Raw genomic sequence first — 22,981 nt, 5'->3', positions numbered from 1 at the left:
TGCCCGTACGAGAAGGAGCGGATATGGAACCGAAGCCCGCGGACGGTGGCTACCGCAACCCGATCCTTCCGGGCTTCTGGCCCGATCCGAGCATCTGCCGGGCCGGCGACGACTACTACCTCGTGTGTTCGAGCTTCGAGTACACGCCCGGTGTTCCGATCTTCCACAGTCGCGACCTGTTCAGCTGGCGCCAGATCGGCAACGTGCTCGACCGCCCCGGTCAACTCCGGTTGCCCGCCGACACGCTCGCCTCGCGGGGCATCTACGCGCCGACGATCCGCTACCACGACGGCCGGTTCTGGGTCGTCACGACGAACGTCACGCTCGACCGGCACCTGATCGTCATGGCGACCGATCCCGCCGGCCCGTGGTCGGATCCGGTCTATCTGGACCTGCCGCACGTGGACCCGTCGCTGGCGTGGGACGACGACGGCAACTGCTGGATGACGGTGTCCGGGGTCGAGTCGTACCGGATCGACCCGCGTACGGGAGAGGTCTTCGAAGGCCCGGTGCCGATGTGGTCGGGAACGGGTGGCCAGTACCCCGAGGCGCCGCATCTGTACCGGGTGGGCGACTGGTGGTACCTGCTCGTCTCGGAGGGTGGTACCCACACCGGCCATGCGGTGAGCGTCGCCCGCGCACGCTCGCCGCGCGGGCCGTTCCAGCCCGGGCCGGCCAATCCGATCCTGACGCATCGCGGTAGCGACCGGCCGGTGCAGGCGACCGGGCACGCCGACATGGTCGAGGCCGCCGACGGCAGCTGGTGGATGGTCCTGCTGGGCATCCGGCCGAGGGGCCAGTGGCCGCCGTACCACGTCCTGGGGCGGGAGACGTTCCTGGTCCCGGTGCGCTGGGTCGACGGGTGGCCGGTGGTCGATCCCGTCTCGTGCGCGACCGGCCCGGCGGGGACGGGCCGGTGGGACGACCGGGACGACTTCGACGACGACCGGCTGGGGGCACAGTGGATCTCTCCCCGTGAGCGGCCCGCAGCCGCCTGGTCGCTGACCGACCGGCCCGGCTGGCTGACCCTGCACGCGACCGGCGACAGCCTCGACCGCAGTGGCGCCACCGTCGTCGGCCGCCGCCAGCAGCACCACGACTGCCGGGTCAGCGCCCGCGTCGATCCCGGCTCCGGCCGCGCCGGCCTGACGATCAGGATCGACGAGGCTCACCACTACGACCTGGAACTCGCGCAGGGGCGGGCTCGGGTCATCGGCCGGGTGGGGCCGTTCCGCCAGGTGTTCGGGGAATGTCCCGTGCCGGCGGGGGCGGTGACCGTGGCACTGAGCACCCGGACCGCCGACGTGCTGCCACCGACCGTCACCTCGTCCGACGATCTCGCGCAGGCGGGCCTCGTGGGCGTCACAGCTGCCGGCAGCGACACCATCGGGTTCGAGGTCGAGACCGGCGACGGCTGGTCGTCCCTGGCCGAACTCGACGGACGCTACCTGTCCACCGAGGTCGCCTCCGGGTTCACCGGCCGGGTCATCGGCATGTACGTCACCGAGGAAACCGCCGCATTCGACTGGTTCGACTACCGGCCGGCCGGATGACAGACCGGCACGGGACCTCACCCCTTGAACGCGCCTTCCATGATTCCCTGCACCAGACGGCGTCCGACGAAGACGAACAACACCAGCAGCGGAATGGTGGCCAGGAAGGAGCCGGACATCGCCAGGCCCAGATCGATGTCCCGGTTCTGCTGCAGCGCCTTGATGGCGATCTGGACGGTGTAGTTCTCCGGCGACTTCAGGACGATGAACGGCCACAGGAAGTCGTTCCACGCGTAGACGAACGTGAACAGCCCCAGCACGTACGCCGCCGGCCGGACCAGCGGGAAGGCTATCCGCCAGAAGATCTGCCAGGTGGTCGCGCCGTCCACCCGCGCCGCCTGCATCAGCTCGTCGTCGATGGTGCTGCCGATGTGCTGGCGCATCCAGAAGATGCCGAACGCGCTCACCAGCCCGGGAACGATCACCGCCTGGAGGCTGTCCACCCAGTCCAGCTGCGAGATGATCAGGTACTGCGGCACCACTGCCAACTGCGCCGGCACCGTCATGGTCAGCACGACGATGAGAAACAGCGTGTTGCGGCCCGGGAAGGACAGCTTGGCGAAGGCGAAGCCGGCCAACGCGCAGAGCACCGCCTGGCCCACGGCGATCGTGCCGGCGACGATGAGGCTGTTCAGCAGGGACTGCACGAACGGCACGATGGTGAAGACCAGCTCCGCCAGGTGCAGGAAGTTGCCTCCGGGCGTGAGGGTCGGGGGGAGGGTCGTCGCGGTGGCGGAGTCGGTCGTCGCCACCACGAACATCCAGTAGAGCGGGAAGACGCTGACGAGCGCCATGAGGGTGAGCAGCGCGTACACCGGGATCGGGACGCGGTTGGCCTGGCGCCGCCGGGCCCGCCTGGGCGCGGCGGTCGGGGGTACGGGCTTCATGGGCGCTCCGAACGGATTCGGGTGGTCAGCAGATAGTTGAGTGCGGAGAAGGCCACCACGATGACGAAGAGCGCGACGCCGACCGCCGCGCCGTAGCCGAAGTGGAACTGCCCGAAGGACTGCTCGTACAGGTAGAGGGTGACGGTCTGGCACTGCCGTGCCGCCCCGCACGTGAGGCCGCCCACCGGGTTGACCAGCAGCGGCTCGGTGAAGACCTGCAACCCGCCGATGGTCGACGTCACGACGGTGAACGCGATGATCGGCCGCAGCGAGGGGATGCTGATGTGCAGGAACTGTCTCCAGCCGCTCGCACCGTCGGCGGCGGCGGCCTCGTACAGTTCCCGGGGAACCGCCTGGAGCGCGGCGAGGTACAGCAGTGTGTTGTATCCGGTCCAGCGCCAGGCGATCATCGTGGCGATCATGACGTGGCTGCCCCACAGCGACGCCGTGAAGTCGATGTGGTCGAAGCCGAGCAGCCCGAGGAACCAGTTGATCATGCCGTAGTCCCGGTCGAACATCTGGGCGAACACGATGGTCGTGGCCGCCACCGAGGTGACGTAGGGAACGAGCACCGACATCCGGAACAACGCGGCCAGCCGCAGCCGCGCGTGGTTGAGCAGGTGGGCCAGGCCGAGCGCCAGGAGCAACTGCGGCACGGTCGACAGCACCCAGATGCTGAACGTGTTCCGCAGCGCCCCCCAGAAGCGCGGGTCGTCCAGGAGTTCGGAGAAGTTGTCCAGCCCCACGAAACGGTGCTCGCCGATGGGATCCCAGTCGAACAGCGAGATGTAGAAGGTGAACAGCAGCGGGAAGAGGCCGAAGATCAGGAAGAGCACGAAGAACGGCGAGATGTACGCGTACGGCGCCAGGAACTCCCGTACGCCCTGCTGGATCCGCCGGTTGCGAGCGGGCCTGCGGACGTCCGGTGGGACCGGGGCCGGGCCGAGCATGGTGGTCAAAGCGTCACCTTCCCGATGTGCGGCGGCCGGGCACGACCCGGCCGCCGCACATCAGCCCTCCGTCATTCCCGTACGGCGTTCTTGACGTTTGTCAGCGCGGTGTTCCAGGCGTTGGCCGGGGCCACCTTGCCCTGCTCGACGCTGGTGAGCGTGTTGAGGAACTCGGTGCCGATGGGGCCGTCCTGCGGGCCGAAGTAGAAGGGCTTGATCCCCAGCACCGACTGGGTGTAGATCTTGCCGATCGGCGCGTTGCTGAAGAACGGGTCGGTCTTCCCGACCAGCTGCGGGTCGGTGTAGACCGACGGCGTGGTGGGCAGCGACCCCTGCATCAGGAAGTGGTCCAGCTGGCCCTTCGGCGACTGCATCTCGGAGATGTAGTTCCACGCCGCCTTCGCGTTCTTGGCGCGCTTGGGGATGGCGAGGAAGCTGCCGCCCCAGTTCCCCGAGCCACCGGGAATGGTGGCGATGTCCCACTTACCGTTCGTCTCGGGGGCGTTGGTCTTCATCTGGCTGAGCATCCAGGACGGTGAGCACACCACCGCGTAGTCGCCCTTCTTCATGGCCGCGGTCCAGCCGGACGAGAACGACCCCTGCTTGGCGGAGATGCCCGCGTCGAAGGCCTTCAGCGTCACGTCGAACGCCGCCTTGACCTGCTCGTTGTCGTAGTCGAGCTGGCGGTCGGCGCTGTAGTAGCGCTGGCTGCCCTGGTTGACCGCCTGGAAGAAGACGCTGGTCGGCGTGTTGTCCACGAACGGTTTCCCGGTCTTCTGGACGTACTGCTTGCCGACGTTGATGAACTCGTCCCACGTCGGCCAGAGCTTGGAGACCTCGTCCCGGTCGGTGGGCAGGCCGGCCGCCTTGAACAGATCCGTACGGTAGGCCACCGCCAAACCGCCGACGTCGGTCGGCACGCCGATGATCTTGCCGTCCTTGGTCGTCGACTGCGCCATCACCCAGTCGAGGTAGTTGCCCTTGATGTCGTTCGCGCCCAGCGTGGTGAGGTCGACGAAGTTGTCCGGGGACTGCATGAACTTCGGCAGGTCGTCGGCCTGGATCAGCACCAGGTCGGGCACCTTGCCACCGGCCAGCGCGGCGGTGAGCGCCTGCGCGGTCTCGGTCGTGCTGCCCACCTCGGTGAGCTTGACGCGCACATCGGGGTGCGCCTTGGTGTAGACGTCGACGTCGGCCTTCTGGTTGATGTTGGCGAACGACCAGAACTCGAAGGTCTTCGAGTCGGACTTGCCGTCTGATCCGCCACAGCCGGCCAGGACGAGCGCGACGGCGGCCATGACGGCTGTGGTGGTGGTCCGGACGCGTTTCAACGGCCCTCCATCGGTGTGATCGTGAGCGGCGGTGGTGGGGGTGGCGGGTTCCCCCCGGCGCGGACGCGCAGGCGGAATCCGGCGAGCGGCCTCACCGACGGGTCAGTCGTTGTCCCGTCGTCGGTGATCTCGTCGCCTCCGAAACTTATCGAGACATTTACATGCCATGATTTTGTGCGCTGAGGCTACTAACTGCCCCGTCATCCGTCAATGACCTCGCTGCCAGCAAGAGCGCCGCACGGCAGGGTGGATTTCCGACCGGACGGGTACCGAAAGTTTCGGAACAGGTGGCGCGACCCTCTCGGAAGGAGGCCACCGGCGACCCTCTCGTCCGCGCCCGGACAGCGGCCTGACGCCGGTCGCGGGAGCGCGTTTCGGGCTGACCTGCTCGGCGACGGCGCCGTCCTGAGCGGCGTCTCGATCGGGAACCTGGAAGTGCGGATGCCACAGGAGCCGCGGTTTCCAGCTGCGTCGAGGGCCTGGCGAGAGGCGTTGGCGGTGGGCGACGGCCGGCGGGGGGCCGTGTGGCCCGGACCGGCGGGTGAGCCGGTCTACCGGCCGTGGGCCGCCCGCGTTCGCCAGTCGTCGAGGCGCGTGCCGGCGATGCGGGCGCCGTCGGCGGGGACGAGCGAGCGTTCAGACAGCGCGGCACCGAAATAGCCAGCTCGCTGCTGGTGCAGTTGACCGTCGATGCCGGCGCCCGGGTGGTCGCCGCCGCATCCAGCGACGTCAAACTGGCACTGGCCCGCGAGCTGGGCGCGGAGGCTGCCGTCGACTACACGCGGTCGGACTGGATCCGCCGGGTGCGGCAGGCGACCGGTGGCGGTGCGGCGTTGGTCTACGACGGGGCGGGTGGCCCGCTCAGCACGGCCGCCTTGGGCGCGGTGGCCGACGGCGGCCGGTTCGTCACCTACGGCACCGCCGACGGGTTCGCCGCACCGGACCCAGAGTCGGCCGCGCGCCGCGGTATACGGGTGCTCGCTCCGCTACTGGACGGTCCCCCGAACCAGGAAACCGTGCGCGAGCTGCTGGGCCGTGCACTGGAACGTGCTGCGGAGGGACGGCTGCGGCCGGCGATCGGCGCCGCCTACCCGCTGGAGCAGGCCGCTGATGCCCACCGTGCACTTGCCGCACGCACAACGGTGGGCAAGTCACTGTTGTTGGTCGGCGGCCGAACGGCCAGCTGACTTGTCGTCGTTGCCGACAGCGCACGGAACAAATTCGTCACTGCTTCAGTTCTGACTCCCCACTCCGGCTACGGGCGCGGCATTGCCGTCCCACACCGCTGTGCGCAGCAGCCGCTGCATCGCCTGCGGATCATCGTGCCCCGCCCGCTCCGCCAGAGACCAGCAGGTCTTGCGTTCCACTGTCGACAATGGCGCTTCGACGTACACGAACGGTCGCGGTGGGCCGGACGGCGGGGGGTCGTCGTCGGCACCGGGCCGGGCACCGTCGCGGCGGCCGACGCCGGCTACCCCGCTGCCGAACAGGCGTCCGACGGTCAGCGCGACAGCATCCGGCGGACCCGGCCGCCCACCGCCTGCTTGACCTGCTCGCGCAGTGGCTTGGCGCGGCGTGCCTTGAGTTTCTGCTGCAGCGTTCGGTTCTCTTCCCGCAGCCACTGCATGCGCGCCAGCAGTTCGTCCGTGGTGTGGGCGGAGGCCGGCCGGACCGCCTGCGGGTAGACGGTCTGGCGGACCTGCTCGTCGAAGCGGGTGGCGCTGTCCCCGTCGGCGAACGAAAGGCCGAGGTCGTGCTTGGCGAGGAACGCGGTGATCCGCGCGAAGCGCTCCTTGTGCCCCTCGTTCAGGGCCGTGTAGTCGGCTTCCTCGTAGAGTTGAGCGGCGTCGACGTCGGCCGGTACGTCGCGCATCAACCGGTGCGGGATGTCGAAGTAGCGGGCCAGTTCCAGGGTGCGCGAGTCGTGTGCGAGGAGATACCCGGGAGTGCCGGCGATCAGCGCCGTGATGGTGCCGTGGATCCGGGTGCCGAAGGCGAAGTCGAATCCGGAGAGATACTCCATCCAGGGCCACGGGTCCACGAACATCCGCACCTTGTCCTCGACGAAGAGCGGGTGCGAGGTGTGGATCGGCATGTCGTCGGTCTTGCCGCGCAAATTCGGTGCGTCGCCGTAGAGCAGGGTGCCGAGGGTGTACAGGCCCTGTGCCAGGTAGCGCAGGTTCGGGTAGCGCTGGTGGTGGTGGCGGACGATCGGGGCCAACGCGCGGACATATGGCGAGATGACGAACGCGAGCCGATCCTCGGCACCCAGGGTCGCCTTCGCCTTCTCGACCCGGAAGCTGTCGCCGTGCAGGAACATCGACGGGCAGCCGATCTGCTCGACGGCGGAGAAACCCAGCGTACGCAGGTAGGTCTCGCTGATCTCGCCGCGTACACCGATGCTGTGCGACCGGTCCAGCACCGCCCGGCAGAACGCCTTCACCGGCTCGTCGATCGGGCGCAGGTACTCCAGGTCGCCGTCCACGTCGGTCTGCGCCCCGACCCCGAGCACCACCACCGGGATCTTGAGGCGCTCGATCAGCCGGGTCATCGACACCAGCCGGTTCGCGTAGTCGTGGCGAAACGCGTTGGCCAGCGGGATCACGAAGACGTCGTACTTCTCGTTGATCTCGTCGGCATCGCCCGGGTCCGCCCGGAACCGCGACGGGGTGATCTCCGCCGCCGAGGTGGCCAGAAGCTTGTGCGCGGCGTGGCTGAAGACCAGGTTGCCGCTGTTCTTGCCGATCCAGTCCCGCTCGTAGGTCTCCTCGGCGGTGACGACGTCGAACGGGCCCTTGCGGGCTCGCAGCAGGATCCGCTGGTGCATCCGGGGTGTCCACCCTTCGTCCCGGACGCCACGGCGCCCGGCGAGGCCGAATCGGCGCGACCGGCCGAACACGGCCCCGTTCCGTGCAGGAGCCGAAATCCTACCGTCTCCCCGTCGGTCCGGATCCCACTGCCGGCTGAGCGCGTCCCAGCGGTCGGCGGAGCGTCTGGGCGAGCGAGCCGTGGCGTTCGATCTTGACGTCGACCGTCACCGACACCTTCTACATCACCGAGCCGGTACAAGCCCCAGACGTGTCCGGCGTCCCCGAACGGCTCGGCAGCGACCCGAGGCGATGCCATCCCCGAGCCTCGCTACGGGCCCGTCTGACTTGTCGCCGTTGCGACCCAGAACACGAACACGATCGTCACGACCACCCCGGCGACTGCGACCAGCCCGGTCGCCAGGGCGGCACGAGGCGAGTTGCGCCGGCGCAGTTCGAAAGCCGTGGTGAGGGTGAACAGCAACGCGAGCATCTCGAACGCGGCGAGCCAGAGGAGTCCGACGAAGCTCAGCAGGCCCTCGACCATGTCGCGGCCGAGAAAGACAATCCGACCGCCGTACGCCGCGCCGCACCAACACAACGTCGCCAGGGCCGCCAACACGTACACCGCTCGATAGGAAACGGGGGCAGCGCGGCCGTCCCCCGGGATCGGATGGGGGTGTCCCGGCGGAATCGTGGGGCGGGATCCATGGTCGAGGCGTAGGAGAGGGGGCATGAACGGACGCCAGCTACGTAGGTGTGCCACGGGAATCGGTCGATAGGGCCCGTTGCGGCCGTGGGCGGGGCTCGAACTTGCGACCAAGGGATCATGAGATCAGGACGGGCGACTCGGCGAGCTGCGTGGACGGGCTTCTAACAGCGGAAACGCCTCTCGGCATCTCACACCGCTCCCCCGTCGTCCGTCGGCCTCTTGCGGACCAGATGCGGATCGCTCGCCTGGGCCCGGGTAAGCCCTACGCATACGCTCGACAGTGTGGAACCAGATCCTCAGGGCACTCAGCCATCTGCGTCTCGCTGGAGCGTTCGTCGCCGGTGCCCGGAATGCCGTGGGGCTGCGCGGCTTCCAGGCATGGTGAAGACCACCGGCATGGGTAAGGGGATGGGAAGCGTTTTCGGGCCCTGCCCCACCTGCGATGGTGTGGGCTACCTGGTCGAGGACGACCAAGGGGACTGACAGCTTGGGAACTGGACAAGATCGGGCTCGGCTACGGCGATTCTCCTGCTCGGCCTGGTCGCTGGCGGCCCAGCTTGGCCTCCGTAACCCGGCCTTGTTCCCATGGATGGCCCGTCCAACTCGGTGTTGGGAGATCCCGAGGCGAGCTAGTCGTCACCGAAGGGCTCGTCGTGCCATCGAAACCCCGCGTGGTCACCTTCGACTCCAAGCACGAACTCGGGGACCTGGCGGCCGTCGGGACAGGTCATCGTGACTGCGGCGCGGATCGCCTCGTACGCCTGGTCGATCGGCTCCGGATCGCCGGAGTCAACCGCACGGTTCCACTCATCAAAGAGCGGTCGCAACTGCTCGAACGCTGGTTGAGGTCTGAACCTGCCCCGGTGCCAGGGCATGTCGTGCTCCTCGACCTCGATCTCGCCGAGCAGTTCACCGCCGGAGGCGTAGACCCGCCAGACTTCGCCGAAGTCGCCACCTGCTGCCACAGGGAGGACCCTAACCGGGGCAGGGTGCCTTGGGATTAGAAGAGGGTCGCGGATGACTGGTCAAGCCGTCACGCGCCTGTTCAGCCCGTCCGTGGTTGTCGGGCATCGTCGGCCACTGCCGCTGTCCTCGGCTGTACGAAGGGCTGTAGCGGCACCAGCAGGCCGCCCCTATGGTTCACGGCCATAAAAGCCTCCATCGCGGCCGTTCTCTTCTATCCGCTGTGCCTGCTCGTTCTGTACGGGGTGATCAGTCTCGCTGTGCAATCGACTTCCATGCGACGCTTGATCGGGCAGCATCCCCGGCGCCTACAGCTCGCCCTGCTCGTCGCGTTAGGGCTCGCGACCGGCTTCGCAGCGACGGGGGTCCAGGTGGAAAGCGCCCTACCGGACGAATGACCTGGTCCCCGTCCGGGGAGGTTGGTGGCCCTTGTGGCGCGCGGCGAGGTGATCTTCGGCGGCATCTCTGAGGGTCGGGGTTCGGGGCGGAGCCCGAGGTCTTGGGTCAGCTCGCTCCGGCATACTCCGGGCATGAACCAGGACGACCCGCTGAGCGATCGGCTGCAAGTGGGTGCGCATATCGCCGTGCTCATGGCAGTGCTCCTGGTGCCGCTAATGTGCTGTGGCGGGTTGTTCGCGAACTGGTTGTGGAACAACTGACCGCCCCCTCAGCGTCCGCGGTCAGTCCTCCTCGCCGCTGGGGCCAAAAGCCTCCGCGATCATCTCCCCGTACTCGATGTCGGTTGCGCCGCGCCACTCGCCGGACGTCGGGTCCTGGACCAGCCATGGCTGGTACAGCGTGCCCTCGACCCACTTCGAGAACCAGTCAACGATCGTCATGTGTTGCGGGAACGCGCAAGACACGCCGTCCGGGGCCGGGTTCGGGTCGTAGCCCCAAATCTGGCCGTCAGCGAGGTTGAGTTCACTGCTGATGCCGCAGCCCCAGTCGCACAAAGTGAGGACGCCGCCCTTGAGTCCGGTCAGCGCGTCCCGGCCGCCAGTTCGATGTCCGTCCCTGAGGCCGAGGAGACCGTAACCGGGGCCGAAGCCGCCGTTACCGACCTCCAGATAGAGCCGGCGCAGCAGGGACGGCAATGATCGTCCGGCCAGTTGCTCGGCCTGCGCGACTGCGGCAGGCGGCGCGGGTCGGAGCGGCCCTACCCGGCTGGCTGGCACCTCGTCGATGTACCCGCCGGCGGCGATACGTCGGACCACCGCATCGAACACGTGGTCCTCTCTTGTCGACATGGCCCGCAGCGTAGCCGCACGGTGTGCCATTCATCCGTCGGCTCGTCGGCTGGGCTCAAGCACCACACCGAAGGCGGCAGATCCCGCAGATCCGGACGCCCACCGTGCATCTCGATCAGATCGACGTGGCTGATCGTGACGGTGCAGCCCACGGCTTTCACGCACGAACGTGCCGATGCCGTGACGGAGGGTCACCGTCGGTTTGGAAGAGCGCCCTCAGGGCAGCAGCCGCTTTTGCCCCCAGACGATCGTCGCCCGAATTGAAAGCCGAACGGCATGAGGAACGGAAAGTAGGCAGTCCAGATCGCTGTCGGCCGGCCGTTGCGCATCGGCAGATCGAGTAGATTCTGCGCAGTGAAAATGACTGTCGCAACCGTCGACAGCGCGAGTACACCCGCAACGGCAGCCAGCCCGATCACGGCGCGGCGGTGTGCCAGACGCAGGACAGTCCGGGCAAGCAACCACTCTGAGGCTGCCCCGAGTAACCAGCCAGCAACGGTAAGGATCTTCACGGGTACGGGCGTGAAGCGCCACACCCATACCTCGATCGAGTCGCCGCGTGGCTCGGTGTAGGTGCCGCTCGGGCTGGACTCCCATTCCATGACCAGGTCACCGGTCCGTCCGCGTTGCCGGCGGTAGAACGCCTCGAAGGCGCTCCGGTCGCCGCCTGCGGTCAGGGCCAGGAGTTCGGCGTCGTCCTGGGCGGCCATGCCTACCTGTCGCAGCGGGACCGCGTTCTGGTTCGCGACACTGGCCCGGCTTCGTCAGAGGATGGTGACGGTGATCACCTGTAGCACTTGACGCGGTGCTGCACATGTCTGTCCTGGATGCAGTCCTGTATCCAGGACAGGAGCAGAGCATGACGACCGCGTTGCTCGACCGCGCGCCGACGCCGCCGCCCGTCAGCAGCCCTCCCGGGCGGGCGCCACGGTTGTACGTGCTGGACGGGTTGCGGCTGATCTGTGCTCTTGCGGTGGCCGGATACCACTTCGGCGACTCGTGGAGGTTGGACGGGGTGCGCCCGCCGGCATACTTCCTGCCGGACGCGGCACCGGTGCTGATCTATGGCTTCCTCGGAGTCGAGACGTTCTTTCTGATCAGCGGATTCGTGATCCTCATGAGCGGCTGGGGGCGCACGGTTCGCGAGTTCGCTGCCTCCCGCGCCGCGCGACTCTATCCGGCGTTCTGGGTGTGTGTGCTGACCACGACAGCCGTAACGGCAGTGCTGCCGATCAGCGGCGGGCTGCCCTTCCCACCTCCGCCGGACGGGTGGGACGTGCTGGTCAACCTGACCATGTTGGCGGAGCCCCTCAACACGCCGCTTGTCGACACCGTGTACTGGACCCTCTGGATCGAGCTCCGGTTCTATCTGATCGCGGCGTGCATTCTTGCGGCCAAGCTGACCGACCGGGGAGCAAAAATATTCGCTGCCGTGTGGCTGGCCGTCGCCGTGGTCATGCCCGTTTTCCGGGGTGCCGCCCTGGACGAGGTCGTGATGTCCGATTTCGCGCCGTACTTCATCGCCGGAATTACCCTGTTCCTGCTTCGCCGCAACCGATCCGATCGATGGCTGTGGGTGCTGTTGCTCGCCACGTGGCTGGTCAGCCTGCAGCGCGTGCACGAGCGGACCCTGGAGTTGAAGCCCGGCTTCGAGGTGCCCGTCTGGCCGGCACCGGTACTGCTCACCGGGGTGTACCTTCTGATGCTCATCATCGCGCTCGGCTACACCGACCGGGTGAAGATGCTCTGGCTGGCCACCGCGGGTGCACTCAGTTACCCCTTCTACCTTTTGCACCCGCGCATCGGCTACAGCGTGATCCGCAACGTGTACGAGGAGACCAACCTCCCCGCGTCGATACTGATCGGCGGCACCGTGCTCGGGCTGCTGGCGGCAGCCTGGCTTGTCCATCGCTTCGTCGAGCGCCCACTCGCACCCTTGGTTCGCGGCTTCGTATTGGACCGGCGACGACAATGACCATCAGACGCAACGCGCCGAGGAAGAGTGTGGGTCCAACGACCGCGGATGCTGATTCCGCCTTCCGCGAGCTGTTCGAAGCCGCGTATGACGATTTGCTGCTCTTCGTCGAACGCCGTGCGCACCTCGCCGTCGCCGAAGACGTGGTCGCCGAGACGTTCTTGATAGCGTGGCGCCGCTTGGACGAAGTACCGAAACCACTCGACGAGGCCCGCGCCTGGCTGTTCACCGTCGCCCGCAATGTTCTGCACAATCGGCAGCGCAGCGACCAGCGGCAGCAGAGCCTCGCGCTTCGCGTCCTACGGGAACCCGATGCTCCGAGCAGCGCCGAGGCCGACCTCGCGGCTACCCGCATCGACCTGATGAATGCTTGGCAGCGCCTGTCATCCGCCGATCAGGAAGTGCTGACGCTGACCGCGATCGAAGACCTCACCGGGCCGCAGGCAGCACAAGTCCTGGGCATCTCCCGGCCCGCGTTCAGTCTGCGCCTGCTGCGTGCCCGCCGCCGCCTACGTCAGCATCTTGGTCAGCGGCCGAACAGCGAACCCACAAGCATCCCCACACCGGCCGGCCCTTCACGACGCGGAGGCTCCGCATGACCCACGACGATGTCCTCGACCAGACAATCCGCGCTGCCGCGGTCCCGGTGCCCGCACGCGTCGGGCAGGAACCCGCGCGAGAATTGCTCGAGCGGATCGTCGCCACTGATCGGCGACCACGCCCAGCACCAGCGCGCACGCCGCACCGTCGGCCTCGCCTGGCGATCGCCGGCGCGGCCGGAGCGCTGGCCGCCGCTGTCGCCTTCACCATGACACTTGTCAACGCTGGGCCCGCGTTTGCGTCGTGGACGCCCGAGCCGAGTCCGATCTCGGATACCGAGGCACGCGACCTCACCGGCAAATGTCTGTCTGCCCAGGACGCGAGCGTCGCAAGGGTGGTCATCGGTGAAAAACGCGGCGAGTACGCATACGTGAACGCCGTGTCGCCGGCTGGAAGCCAGACGTGCTTCCGCGATCGCAACGGAGACGTGACGAATACCAGCATCCTTACCGTGCTGACCAGCACCGAGCGGCTCGGCGCCGGGGGTGTCGAGCTGTACTCGTGGGGTCAACTACGCACCGACGAAGGCTACGTCCGGATCATGGCGGGACACGTCGGCTCACAGGTGACGAGTGTGGAGATCAACTTGCGGACCAAGGATGGCCATTCGTCACGGACGGCGCGGGCAACCGTTCGCGACGGTTACTTCGGCGCCTGGTACCCCGAGGGCCTCGACGAGTCGAGCAGCAACACCACCACACTGACCGTCCGCCTCGCAGACGGCAGCACGGTGAACCTGTCCGCCCGCGAACTGTACGAACAACCGAAGCTGGATTGAGAGGGCGGTTCGGCAGGCCGGCATGCCCTCGCACCGTTGCCGGTTACGGTCCTGCAAACGCTTGATGTCGTCGCCGAGCCTTCCTGACCTACCTCGCCGGCGCCGGGGTACCCCGATGTCGTGCTGGCGGCCTGGGGCCGGTCACGCCGACGGCGGCACGCTCGCCAAGCGGGTCTACCGTCCACCCCGACAGCAGCCACCTGAAGGTGGCAGCCGAGCACCTCGAATCGGGCCTGTTCGGCTGATTCCCGTGGCACAAATTCAGCAGTACGCGCGTACGTGATGAATTGTGTGGTCCCCAGGACGATCCGGTAAGCGTTCCCGCGCGTCACGCATGCTGTTCCCAAGATCAGGCCGTGCAGCTGACCCGCTCCGCTTGCCGGTTCTGTCGCTCGTCACCCACGACTGTCGGCCAGCTCGGCTGCACCGATGGCTGTACAGCCAGGCGCTCTCGCGCCCTTGCGTCCGCCCTCGCTTGGCTTCATGATCCGCTCACCGGGAACGTGAAGGAGGAGCACATGGGCGCCTGGGATGACGGCCCGTTCGACAACGACAGCGCCGCCGACTGGTGCGGTGACCTCCACGATGCCGATCCGCCTGCCCGGCCGGCAAAGGTTCGTGCTGCTCTGACAACGGCAGCGCTCAACACCGGGTACCTCGACCATGACGACGCTGCCTCGGCCATCGCCGCAGCGGCCATCGTGGCATCTCAGATGCCCGGCGGAGACCCGATAACCTCGCCGTACGCGCCGGACTTCCTGCTTGCTGGTGAGCCCCTTGCATTGGACGACGACCTGCCACAGCTCGCGGTCGAAGCACTTGACCGGGTGCTCGGCGACGACTCGGAGTGGCGGAGCCTGTGGGGCGAGGCGGGAGCGAGTGAGTTCCCGCAAATCAACAAGCTCCGCGCAGCGCTGTCCGGTCCGCCCGAACTGCCCGGCCAGATCGCGCTGCTTTAGGGACCGCGCGTGTCGGCACCGTAAACAGGGCAACGCACGCGTTCGAGGGCAAGACAGTCCGGACATGCGCTCGCCGCTGCGCTGAGAATGGTCCTGCCTCGAGAGTGCTTGCTGTCCCAGCGGGAAGGCACTCGACAACCCACTGGTACCCAGGCTCGGGAAAGGTCACGACATGACCCTCGCCGCCGACGCGATCGAACTGCCGTCCGGCCAGACGATGCCCGTGCTCGGCCAGGGCACGTGGCACCTGGGTGAGCGCCCCGCGAGGCGACGGGATGAGCTGGCCGCCCTACGCGCTGGGCTCGACCTGGACATGACCATGATCGACACCGCCGAGATGTACGGTGACGGTGCTTCCGAGGAGCTCGTCGGCGAGGCGATCGTCGGACGACGCGCTGACGTGTTTCTGGTCGACAAGGTGCTGCCATCCAATGCGAGCCGACGAGAAACTGTGCGGGCCTGCCGGCGCAGCCTGCAACGGCTCGGCGTCGACCACATCGACCTCTATCTGCTGCATTGGCGCGGCGCGCATCCGCTCGCCGAGACCATCGAGGCTTTCGGCGAACTCGTCGAGGCCGGTGACATCGGGCAGTGGGGCGTGAGCAACTTCGACCTTTCTGACATGCAGGACCTCCTGGAGGCGGGCGGGGGCGCCTGCGCGACCAACCAGGTTCTGTACAACCTCACCCGCCGCGGTCCGGAATTCGATCTGCTGCCGTGGCTACGCGAGCACCAGATCCCGGTGATGGCGTACTCGCCGATCGAGCAGGGCAGGCTGCTCGGGCACCCCCAGGTCGCGGAGGTCGCCGCACGGCACGAGGCCACGGCTGCTCAGGTCGCGCTGGCCTGGCTGCTGCGGCAGGGGACGATAGCGGCCATCCCCCGGTCGTCCAACCCGGAACACACACGGGAGAACGCGGAAGCGCGCGACCTGGATCTGGCTGAGGAGGATGTGGCGGCACTCGACGCGGCGTTCCCGCCGCCGACCGGCCCGCAACCGCTGGAGATGTTGTAGCGTCCGGAGGATTCGGCGGTGGAGCGGGGCCACGGCGCAGATCCAGGGCGAGCGCCCATCGTTCCATCTCGTCGAGAGCTGACGGAACAGCACACATGGAGGACCTGCTTCTGCTCAGGGAATGGAGGAGGTTCGAGCGCGCGGTGGGGCACCCAGGCAGCCGACCGGTACCCGGCCGGAGAACTGAGAAGCGGGCTCGGGACCTCGACGGCGGCTCAGGGGTGGAACTCGCCGCGGGTGCGGGGCAGCCACTCGGGGTGGTGGTCGCGCAGGTACCGAATGAGCCCCTCACGCACATCGCAGCGAAGGTCCCACGCGCTCGGTCCGTCGGCCGCCGATGCCTGGACCTGCACGACGACGGTCTGGGGCGTCGCATCCACCATCTGCAACACCCACTGGTGTCGATCCCACAGCGGTGACGATTCGATGATCCGCCTCGTCTCGGCGCGGAGGTCGTCCAGGTCGGCGGTGTGATCGACGTGGAGCCGGGTCTCGCCGACCACCCGCGTCTCGTGCCGGGTCCAATTCTGGAAGGGGTGCTCGGTGAACCAGGTGGTGGGCAGGATGAGCATCCGGTCGTCCCAGAGCCGGATGACCACGTTCGTCAGCTTCACCTCCTCGACGCGGCCCCACTGCCCGTCGACCACGATCACGTCCCCCACGTGAAGTCCGTCGGCGAACGCGACCTGGATGCCGGCGAAGGCGTTGCCGAGCGCGGTGCGTGCGGACAGCCCGAGCAGGGCGCCCACGACACCCGCCGAGGTGAGCACGGACAGCCCGATTGTGCGCAGCGGAGGGAACGTGATCAGGACCAGGCCGATCGCCACGACAGTCACCACTACCGAGGTGAGGCGCCGTACCGGTCGGATCTGGGTGCGGGCGCGGCGGGCCCGGCGGTCGGCCCGTGTCTCGCCCGGCAGCCGGCTGAACGCGGCCCTCTCGGCGATGTGCAGGGCGCGAAGCACCAGCCACGTCACGGCCGCGATCAACAGCACCACGACGACGCGCTGGACGACACGGGGCCCCGGACCCGGGTACGCGCGGATCCCGGCATACAGCGCCGCGAGAAGCAGCACGGTGACGGCAGGGCGTCGGGACGCGCGGTACAGCGGCGCAAGCAGCCAACGGTAACTGTGAACAGCGGCGCGACGCCGGAACAGCACGCGGGCCAGCAGGCCCGCCGCGACAACCACGGCCACCGCGACCACCGGGACCACCGGGACCATCCTCGTGGTCATCAACCAGCTTTCCTGCTACCGGCGACCCTCACCGAAGCACTCCCATCCGTCACGCTCGCGGTCACGCGGCGCGCCCAAGCGGTCGGAGCCTCGATCCGATCGCCGCCGTTCGCCCCTCCTGGTGCGGCCCGCGCGGATGTCCACCGCGCGTCGCGGCATGGACGAAGCACTGGTCCATTTCGCCCACTCGGCTCCGTTGCCGCAGCGCGCGAAGGACATCCCCCGTGTGTCACGACTGGCCCAGGTTGGTTACCAGGTTGACGGCGACGGCCAGGACGCCGGTTCCGAAGGTGTACGAGAGCAGCGCGTGTCCGAGCGCCACCCGGCGCATGCGATTACTGGTCGGTTCGTTCTCTCCCGGCGCGTACGACATGCCAACCGTGAAGGCGGCGTATGCGAAGTCGGCGTACGCCGGAGGATCGTCCTGCTTGAAGTCCATACCACGGCCGTCGTCGCAGTAGTACATCCGGGCGTACTTGAACGCGAAGACTGTGTTCACCAGCGTCCACGCCAGCACCACCGCAACGACGCTGAGGATCACCAGCGCGACAGCCACCACGTCCTGCCGGTCCGAGGCGCGGACGAGCGCCTCGGCCACGGCGGCGAGACTGACAACGGACGCGATCAGGATCGCCGAGTCGGTGGATCGGGAGCGCTGCTCCGCCTCGGCAAGCTGCTCGGTACGCTGCGGGCTCGCCGGCCAGCAGGACCGCCACACCCACACGAGGATTGTGCCCGCCGCGATTGTCCAGATCACCAGCGGCGTCAATTCCGGCGCCCCGATCAGTGCGGTGACCGTCCCGGCGACAACACCGACGACCAGCGACCACAGGACACGCCTGACCGACAGCAGACGCCCCAGATACCGTCCTCCCGATCCCTGCTCCATCCGTCGAGCGTTCCGGCTAGGCCGGATGGGGCACGGAAAATCGGGAGCTATCACCGGATTGGGCGTGAATCCCCGGAATCGCGGAGGCTCCGAGGACCGAGTTGTGTAGTGGTCGCCCCTGAGCCTCACAGGGCTGGTACCGGGCGTCGGCGGCAAATGCCCGTTCAGCCGCTGACCGTCATGCTCGAAGAGGGCGGCATCCTTCACGAGCCGTCGCGCGAAAGCATGGGCTCCCAGGCACCGGGTATCCCCGGGCATGGGAAGCCAACAGCGCAACAAGCATGACAGCGGTGGCGAGTCGGCGCGGGGCCGCCGGCACCCGGGCAGCGGAGCACGGGGCCGGCAGGGGTCCACCGTGGAGCACTCCCCGAGTCAGCGACACGAGCGCACCGCGACTGGATCAGCCGGCACCGAGCGCGACCATAGCCGGTCGAAGGTGGCCCGGGAGGGGCGGGTCAACCGCCAAGGTACGGCCTGACGCTTCTCGGCCAGGCCTACACCGGCACACCCACCGCGGTCGCCAGGGCGTGCCCGGCGGAACCACAATCGCCGAGCACGACGCCAACTCGCCCGCTACCGGGCGGTACTCGACGCTGGCGTCGACCCGCCCGTCGTCGCCGGTCGGATCGCCGAAAGCTCAGGCAGAACGTCAGCGCGCCGATTGGCACCAGCACACGCCATTCCAAGAGGAGACCGACACCCGCGCCCGCTACAGCGAAGAGCAGATCGCGCCTACACCTCCCGCGCCAGTCGCGCCGGGCAGCGCGGAACAGGCGTATCGACTGACACTTGTGTCATGGACCTCACCCCGGATCTCGACACGCCCAGCCCTGCGCGGGTCTACGACTACTTCCTCGGCGGGTCGCACAACTTCGCCGCGGACCGTGCGCTGGCGGCCCGCATGGAGAAGGCCATGCCCGACATCGGGCACATCATGCGGGCCAACCGCGCGTTCCTGCGTCGCGCGGTCCGCGCGCTCGTCGACGCAGGCATCCGGCAGTTCCTCGACCTCGGCTCCGGCATCCCCACGGCGGGCAACGTGCACGAGGTCGCCGGCCAGCTCGCCCCGGACACCGTTGTCGCGTACGTCGACATCGACCCCGTGGCGTTCAACCACAGCCGACGCCTCCTAGTCGACGACCCGCGGACCGTGGTGCTGCACGCCGACCTCACCCAGCCGGACGCTGTGCTCGACGACCCGACGCTGCGCGACGTGCTCGACTTCGAACGGCCGGTCGCGGTGCTGCTGGTCGGCGTGCTGCACCAGCTCACGACCGACCCGGCGCCGATCATCGCCCACTACCGCGACCGGCTCGCCCCGGGCAGCTACCTCGCCCTGTCGCACGCCTCCTCCGACGAGCGTGCCGACGCGCTGGCCCTACGCGACACCTACAACCAGGGGTACGCCAACACCGCCCGGATGACCCTGCGCAGCAGGCCCGAGATCGAACGGCTCTTCACCGGCTACACGCTCGTTGCGCCGGGGCTGGTGCAGCTGCCCGAGTGGCGGCCCGACTGGCCGGTGGACCCGGACGAGGACCCGCGCCGTTTCGCCACATACTGCGGGGTGGGCCGGCTCGGTTGACCAGTCGCGTCGCCGGCCGCGGTCGGCCCGCCCCTCGACGGTGACCAGGCCTGGTTCGAGATCGGCGGTGCCGGCGGGCGCCAGGTCGCCGGCGATGAGCAGGTACGTGGCCGGGGTCCGGCACGCCCGGCATCGGCGGCCCCCAGACACGCCGCGACGTGGGGGTCCCGCAGGTCGTCGAGGTTGCTGCCCCCACGTCGCGGTCGCGCTCTTGCAGGCACACACCGGTACCGGTGATGCCCGATGGTTCCGCCGGGCGTGTCCGACGCCCGGCGGAACCGCAGTAGTCATCCGAGGACGAATCGGAAGAAGCGGGGGCGGTAGATGCCCGGATCGCGGTAGTGGTCCGCGTCCGGGGAGACGCGGGTGTCCATGCTGTTGACGTTGTAGGAGGCGATGAAGGTGTCACCGGAGCTGAGCGCGGGGTGCACGTGGGCGTTGTAGGAGATGACGTTGGGGTTCCAGTAGCTGCCGTAGGGGCCGGGTTCCGGCATGCGGTAGACCGGGGTCTTCTGGGTGAAGGGGCCGTACGGTGAGCAGGACGTCCAGGCGTTGATCTGTCCGCTGAACGCCTCGGTGCTGTCCTGGCTGAGGAGGAGGAACTGTCCGCCCCAGGGGCTGACGCTGTACTCGTTGGCGATGCCGGTCAGCAGGTTGCGGGAGTTCTGCTCGCGGAGCGTCCAGCCCCACGGCGTGTGGTACTGCCAGGTGCCGTTGGCGAGGTCGCTGCCGTACACCCGGGCGATGCGCATCTGCTTGTTGATCGGGGAGTCGTCGACGCCGTAGACGTAGGTGTAGCCGTCGCCGCTGCGGCTGGCCGGCAGCAGCCCCGAGCCCCAGGCGACCCCGCTGGCAGAGGGCAACTCCCGGACGCTGACCGGGGTCCGCAGGTTGGACAGGGCGAAGTCGGCGACGACGTTGCGGTTGAACCGCCAGTCCCAGGCGCCGGAGCCGAAACGCTCGTACTCCTGGTACACCACCTGAAGTTGTCCGCCCGAGAGGTGGCCGTCACCGACCCAGTACCACTTTCCTGGCCCGGACGGCGGCATCAACGCCCGCGGCGCCCCGGCGGTGCCGCCCTGGTAGGTGGTGAGGCTGGCGCCGTTCTGCACGACGAAGGTGTTGTTGACCAGGGGGGCGCTCACCGGGCGGGTGCCGTCGCTGTTGAGCGGGCCCATCCAGGTGTCGGAGAACAGCCAGACGATCCGGCCGTCGGGCAGCTTCACCGAGTACGTGGAGTCGCCGCCGGTCCAGCCGTCCGGCGTGCTGGCGGCGTATCTGTTGAACACGCCCTCCGGCTCGACCGTGGTCTCGACGCTGCGCACCGAGAGCGGGCGCAGCGCGCACGAGCGGGCGGTGAGTGGCAGCACGCTCTCCACATTCGTGGTGAACGTCTTCGGGCTGCTGTCCGCGTCGGCGGAGTGGATGTCCAGTTCGGTCCAGGTGGTCACCAGAGTGGCCACCATGGGGTACGCGAAGTCCGGCACCGTGATCAGTCCACCCGCGTCGGGATGGCGCACGGTGTGGATGCTCGGGTACTTCGCCAGCGTGCCGGTGCTTCCCGTCGGCGACCAGACGACGACGGCAGATCTGCGGTTGGCGTCCCTGGTGGTGTCCACCATCAGTGTCGAGCAGTATCCGCAGCTCGCGTCGCCGGAGTTCTTGACCGCGCGGAAGTCGTGGTAGACAGCACCGCCCTTACGCAGGATGTCCTGGTACTCCGCCTGGGCGCCGGCGGGCGTCGAGTGACTCTTGCGGGCCGGTCTGGCGCCCCCGAGGGCGTCGCCGCTCGTCCCGCTCGCGCCGGTCAGGTTGCTGCGCCACAGGCTCGCGTCGGAGTCGGAGTAGCCGTAGATGCGCCAGGCGTCCACGGTCGGGGCGGGCGCGGCGTTCGCCTTGGCCAGTCGATAGTTGGCGATGTGGTAGTTGAGGAGCATGTCCGCGAAGTTCAGGCCGTAGCCCTCAGCGGTGTGCCGGATCGCCTCGATCGGCAGATGGTCGTGGTCCCGGATGCTCTCCCACGTGCGTCGCACGAAGGAGGCGTCGACCTGCTCGGTGAGGTAGGTCGGCAGCAGGAACGCGCCATACTGCGGACCGCCGCCCAGCCCGCCCCAGGAGTTGAGTGCTGCCCCGGGCTTGCTGAGCACGTCGTAGACGTTGCGGGCGTACAGCTTCTCCTCGCCGGGGATGGGCACGTACGGCGCCCGGGCGTAGGTCTGGCGGGTCGCCCACTCCGCGGTGGCCTCCATCCACCAGTTCATCGAGCCGAACTCCTTGCCGCCCACGAAGAGGGCCAGGTAGTCCAGGCCGACGTCGGACCGATCCCAGTACTGGTACTGCATGACGTGGAACAGCTCATGCCGCGGCAGGTAGTCCCAGTCGTCCTGCCCGTTGGGCACCAGCATGGTCGCCTGCTGGTTCAAGCCGAACGGCAGGACGAACGGCGCGTCGATCGGCAGGCCGGCCCCGCCGACGAGCGGGATCTCATCGACGCCGTAGACCAGCACCCAGGGCTTGCCGTCCCGCACGGGCAGCGGGTAGCCCATCTCGCGATACTCGTCGACGGCGATCGAGAGCGCGTTCAGCAGATGCTGCACCGCCTTCGCCCGGCCGTTCGGGTTGGCGTCCGCCGGGATGCCCGGCCTGCCTCCGCCGGCGATGTTGTAGAGGACGAGGAATTCGCCGGCCGACGCCCGGCAGCGATAGGTGACCCCGAGGTAGTCGTACGGTTCGGCGGCGCAGTCGTCGTAGCCGGCGGCCGTGGCGGCGCCGGCGGGCACCGCGACATCTGGCGCGATCGTCCGCGCCGCCTCCGGATCGGCGCTCGCCGCCAACATCGACAGGTATGTCAGGTATCGCTGCGGGTCGTGGATGGCCCCGGTCGGTCGAAGGTGCGCCGGCACCGACCGGGGCGAGCGCACCGCGCCCAGGCCGTACCGCACCGCGTCGTCGCGGGAGATCTTCCCCCGGTGGTACGCCGAGAGCACGCGTTCCCCGGGGCCGAAGTCGGGCGGGGCGGCCGTCCTGCCGGTGGTGGTGCGCAGCGGCGCCTCCTTGAACGGCGTCGGTTGCGGGACCGGCGGGGCGGCGACTCGCGGCTCGGTCTGCGGCGGCGCGACGGCTCCCACGGCGGCTGGCGCCGCGACCGAATCGGGCGCCGCCTGAGCGGCGCCACTGGTCAGCACGGCCGCTGCCAGCACAACTGTCGCGCTGAGCAGGGCCAGGGGGTCTCTCATCGCACTCCCTCTATTGGATGACCGGCCGGTGCCGGTGCCGGTGCCGGCCGGTGGAGGGCGCGTCCGGCCGGTGGATCGTTGTGCTCGGCCAGCAGGCTTCGCACCCCGGCGACGCGTCGCTCATCGCCCCCCCGGGTGAGCGCACCGGACTCTGCGCACCCTTCGTCGTTCGCAGCCACCCCGTGCTGGCCGCGCCGCGAAGCGCACGCTCGTACCGCCCGCTCACCGTCAGCGGGCTCGACCATAATCAGGGCCG

At 68.5% G+C, this 22,981-nt stretch carries 19 protein-coding genes and 1 pseudogene; 9 read left to right on the top strand and 11 right to left on the bottom strand.

Annotation, left to right across the window (positions count from 1 at the left end; translation table 11 throughout):
• Positions 1-23: 23 nt before the first annotated feature.
• The gene (locus M8C11_RS24685; protein ID WP_252453538.1) at positions 24-1,553 is read left to right on the top strand and encodes a glycoside hydrolase family 43 protein; all 1,530 of its coding nucleotides are present in this window, start codon (positions 24-26) and stop codon (positions 1,551-1,553) included.
• 17 nt (positions 1,554-1,570) lie between these two features.
• Here the strand turns inward: M8C11_RS24685 and M8C11_RS24680 are convergent, their stop codons facing one another.
• The 3 genes from M8C11_RS24680 to M8C11_RS24670 form a co-directional block, all read right to left on the bottom strand.
• A complete protein-coding gene (locus tag M8C11_RS24680; RefSeq protein ID WP_252453535.1) occupies positions 1,571-2,440 on the bottom strand; it encodes a carbohydrate ABC transporter permease in 870 nt (289 codons plus the stop codon).
• Positions 2,437-3,390, bottom strand: coding sequence for a carbohydrate ABC transporter permease (locus M8C11_RS24675; RefSeq protein ID WP_120570424.1), 954 nt, complete (start codon positions 3,388-3,390; stop codon positions 2,437-2,439). Before M8C11_RS24675 ends, M8C11_RS24680 begins: the two co-directional genes overlap by 4 nt.
• A gap of 71 nt (positions 3,391-3,461) precedes the next feature.
• A complete protein-coding gene (locus M8C11_RS24670) occupies positions 3,462-4,721 on the bottom strand; it encodes an ABC transporter substrate-binding protein (protein ID WP_252453532.1) in 1,260 nt (419 codons plus the stop codon).
• Between the two features lie 659 nt (positions 4,722-5,380).
• On the opposite strand from M8C11_RS24670, the pseudogene M8C11_RS24665 reads away from it, so the two are divergent.
• A pseudogene (locus tag M8C11_RS24665) lies at positions 5,381-5,908 on the top strand (zinc-binding dehydrogenase); the annotation flags it as partial.
• A 314-nt stretch (positions 5,909-6,222) separates the two neighbouring features.
• Here the strand turns inward: M8C11_RS24665 and M8C11_RS24660 are convergent.
• The 3 genes from M8C11_RS24660 to M8C11_RS24650 all read right to left on the bottom strand — a co-directional run bounded on the left by M8C11_RS24660 (position 6,223) and on the right by M8C11_RS24650 (position 9,205).
• Positions 6,223-7,548 carry a polysaccharide pyruvyl transferase family protein gene (locus M8C11_RS24660; protein ID WP_252453530.1) on the bottom strand — a complete coding sequence of 442 codons (1,326 nt, stop codon included), beginning with the start codon at positions 7,546-7,548 and terminating at the stop codon, positions 6,223-6,225.
• A gap of 311 nt (positions 7,549-7,859) precedes the next feature.
• Complete coding sequence (locus M8C11_RS24655) at positions 7,860-8,156, bottom strand: hypothetical protein (RefSeq protein ID WP_252453527.1); 297 nt, start codon at positions 8,154-8,156, stop codon at positions 7,860-7,862.
• A gap of 713 nt (positions 8,157-8,869) precedes the next feature.
• Positions 8,870-9,205 carry a hypothetical protein gene (locus M8C11_RS24650; RefSeq protein ID WP_252453524.1) on the bottom strand — a complete coding sequence of 112 codons (336 nt, stop codon included), beginning with the start codon at positions 9,203-9,205 and terminating at the stop codon, positions 8,870-8,872.
• 528 nt (positions 9,206-9,733) lie between these two features.
• Here M8C11_RS24650 and M8C11_RS30335 point away from each other — a divergent pair.
• Complete coding sequence (locus M8C11_RS30335) at positions 9,734-9,862, top strand: hypothetical protein (RefSeq protein WP_255498986.1); 129 nt, start codon at positions 9,734-9,736, stop codon at positions 9,860-9,862.
• Positions 9,863-9,883: 21 nt separating this feature from the next.
• Here M8C11_RS30335 and M8C11_RS24645 read toward each other — a convergent pair whose 3' ends face one another.
• The gene (locus M8C11_RS24645) at positions 9,884-10,450 is read right to left on the bottom strand and encodes a hypothetical protein (RefSeq protein ID WP_252453522.1); all 567 of its coding nucleotides are present in this window, start codon (positions 10,448-10,450) and stop codon (positions 9,884-9,886) included.
• Positions 10,451-10,641: 191 nt separating this feature from the next.
• The gene (locus M8C11_RS24640; RefSeq protein ID WP_252453520.1) at positions 10,642-11,160 is read right to left on the bottom strand and encodes a hypothetical protein; all 519 of its coding nucleotides are present in this window, start codon (positions 11,158-11,160) and stop codon (positions 10,642-10,644) included.
• Between the two features lie 149 nt (positions 11,161-11,309).
• Between M8C11_RS24640 and M8C11_RS24635 the strand changes: the two genes are divergently transcribed.
• From M8C11_RS24635 to M8C11_RS24615, 5 genes are all read left to right on the top strand, one after another.
• Complete coding sequence (locus tag M8C11_RS24635) at positions 11,310-12,425, top strand: acyltransferase (protein ID WP_252453517.1); 1,116 nt, start codon at positions 11,310-11,312, stop codon at positions 12,423-12,425.
• Positions 12,422-13,024 (top strand): RNA polymerase sigma factor, encoded by a 603-nt coding sequence (locus M8C11_RS24630; protein ID WP_252453514.1) that lies wholly within the window; start codon positions 12,422-12,424, stop codon positions 13,022-13,024. Before M8C11_RS24635 ends, M8C11_RS24630 begins: the two co-directional genes overlap by 4 nt.
• Positions 13,021-13,803 carry a hypothetical protein gene (locus M8C11_RS24625; protein WP_252453511.1) on the top strand — a complete coding sequence of 261 codons (783 nt, stop codon included), beginning with the start codon at positions 13,021-13,023 and terminating at the stop codon, positions 13,801-13,803. The genes M8C11_RS24630 and M8C11_RS24625 overlap by 4 nt, the downstream gene beginning before the upstream one ends.
• A 518-nt stretch (positions 13,804-14,321) precedes the next feature.
• Complete coding sequence (locus M8C11_RS24620; RefSeq protein WP_252453508.1) at positions 14,322-14,762, top strand: DUF4259 domain-containing protein; 441 nt, start codon at positions 14,322-14,324, stop codon at positions 14,760-14,762.
• 172 nt (positions 14,763-14,934) lie between these two features.
• Complete coding sequence (locus M8C11_RS24615) at positions 14,935-15,777, top strand: aldo/keto reductase (protein ID WP_252453505.1); 843 nt, start codon at positions 14,935-14,937, stop codon at positions 15,775-15,777.
• A 215-nt stretch (positions 15,778-15,992) separates the two neighbouring features.
• Here the strand turns inward: M8C11_RS24615 and M8C11_RS24610 are convergent, their stop codons facing one another.
• The gene (locus M8C11_RS24610) at positions 15,993-16,985 is read right to left on the bottom strand and encodes a mechanosensitive ion channel family protein (protein WP_252453502.1); all 993 of its coding nucleotides are present in this window, start codon (positions 16,983-16,985) and stop codon (positions 15,993-15,995) included.
• A gap of 259 nt (positions 16,986-17,244) precedes the next feature.
• Positions 17,245-17,904: a DUF1345 domain-containing protein gene (locus M8C11_RS24605; protein WP_252453500.1), complete on the bottom strand. Its 660-nt coding sequence runs from the start codon at positions 17,902-17,904 to the stop codon at positions 17,245-17,247.
• 796 nt (positions 17,905-18,700) lie between these two features.
• Between M8C11_RS24605 and M8C11_RS24600 the strand changes: the two genes are divergently transcribed.
• Positions 18,701-19,489: an SAM-dependent methyltransferase gene (locus M8C11_RS24600; protein WP_252453497.1), complete on the top strand. Its 789-nt coding sequence runs from the start codon at positions 18,701-18,703 to the stop codon at positions 19,487-19,489.
• A 287-nt stretch (positions 19,490-19,776) separates the two neighbouring features.
• On the opposite strand, the gene M8C11_RS24595 is transcribed toward M8C11_RS24600, so the two are convergent.
• The gene (locus M8C11_RS24595; RefSeq protein ID WP_252453494.1) at positions 19,777-22,725 is read right to left on the bottom strand and encodes a hypothetical protein; all 2,949 of its coding nucleotides are present in this window, start codon (positions 22,723-22,725) and stop codon (positions 19,777-19,779) included.
• Positions 22,726-22,981: the final 256 nt, after the last annotated feature.

The sequence above is a fragment of the Micromonospora sp. CPM1 genome, from assembly GCF_023896895.1.
GTDB lineage: Bacteria > Actinomycetota > Actinomycetes > Mycobacteriales > Micromonosporaceae > Micromonospora > Micromonospora tulbaghiae.
This window is presented reverse-complemented; position numbering and strand designations above follow the sequence as displayed.

Bases quoted from the DNA above. Each gene is read 5' to 3' on its own strand.
- M8C11_RS24595 (WP_252453494.1), bottom strand. From the start codon at position 22,725: ATGAGAGACCCCCTGGCCCTGCTCAGCGCGACAGTTGTGCTGGCAGCG.
- M8C11_RS30335 (WP_255498986.1), top strand. From the start codon at position 9,734: ATGAACCAGGACGACCCGCTGAGCGATCGGCTGCAAGTGGGTGCGCAT.
- M8C11_RS24630 (WP_252453514.1), top strand. From the start codon at position 12,422: ATGACCATCAGACGCAACGCGCCGAGGAAGAGTGTGGGTCCAACGACC.
- M8C11_RS24680 (WP_252453535.1), bottom strand. From the start codon at position 2,440: ATGAAGCCCGTACCCCCGACCGCCGCGCCCAGGCGGGCCCGGCGGCGC.
- M8C11_RS24605 (WP_252453500.1), bottom strand. From the start codon at position 17,904: ATGGAGCAGGGATCGGGAGGACGGTATCTGGGGCGTCTGCTGTCGGTC.
- M8C11_RS24675 (WP_120570424.1), bottom strand. From the start codon at position 3,390: ATGCTCGGCCCGGCCCCGGTCCCACCGGACGTCCGCAGGCCCGCTCGC.
- M8C11_RS24635 (WP_252453517.1), top strand. From the start codon at position 11,310: ATGACGACCGCGTTGCTCGACCGCGCGCCGACGCCGCCGCCCGTCAGC.
- M8C11_RS24645 (WP_252453522.1), bottom strand. From the start codon at position 10,450: ATGTCGACAAGAGAGGACCACGTGTTCGATGCGGTGGTCCGACGTATC.
- M8C11_RS24600 (WP_252453497.1), top strand. From the start codon at position 18,701: ATGGACCTCACCCCGGATCTCGACACGCCCAGCCCTGCGCGGGTCTAC.
- M8C11_RS24615 (WP_252453505.1), top strand. From the start codon at position 14,935: ATGACCCTCGCCGCCGACGCGATCGAACTGCCGTCCGGCCAGACGATG.
- M8C11_RS24660 (WP_252453530.1), bottom strand. From the start codon at position 7,548: ATGCACCAGCGGATCCTGCTGCGAGCCCGCAAGGGCCCGTTCGACGTC.
- M8C11_RS24685 (WP_252453538.1), top strand. From the start codon at position 24: ATGGAACCGAAGCCCGCGGACGGTGGCTACCGCAACCCGATCCTTCCG.
- M8C11_RS24640 (WP_252453520.1), bottom strand. From the start codon at position 11,160: ATGGCCGCCCAGGACGACGCCGAACTCCTGGCCCTGACCGCAGGCGGC.
- M8C11_RS24625 (WP_252453511.1), top strand. From the start codon at position 13,021: ATGACCCACGACGATGTCCTCGACCAGACAATCCGCGCTGCCGCGGTC.
- M8C11_RS24620 (WP_252453508.1), top strand. From the start codon at position 14,322: ATGGGCGCCTGGGATGACGGCCCGTTCGACAACGACAGCGCCGCCGAC.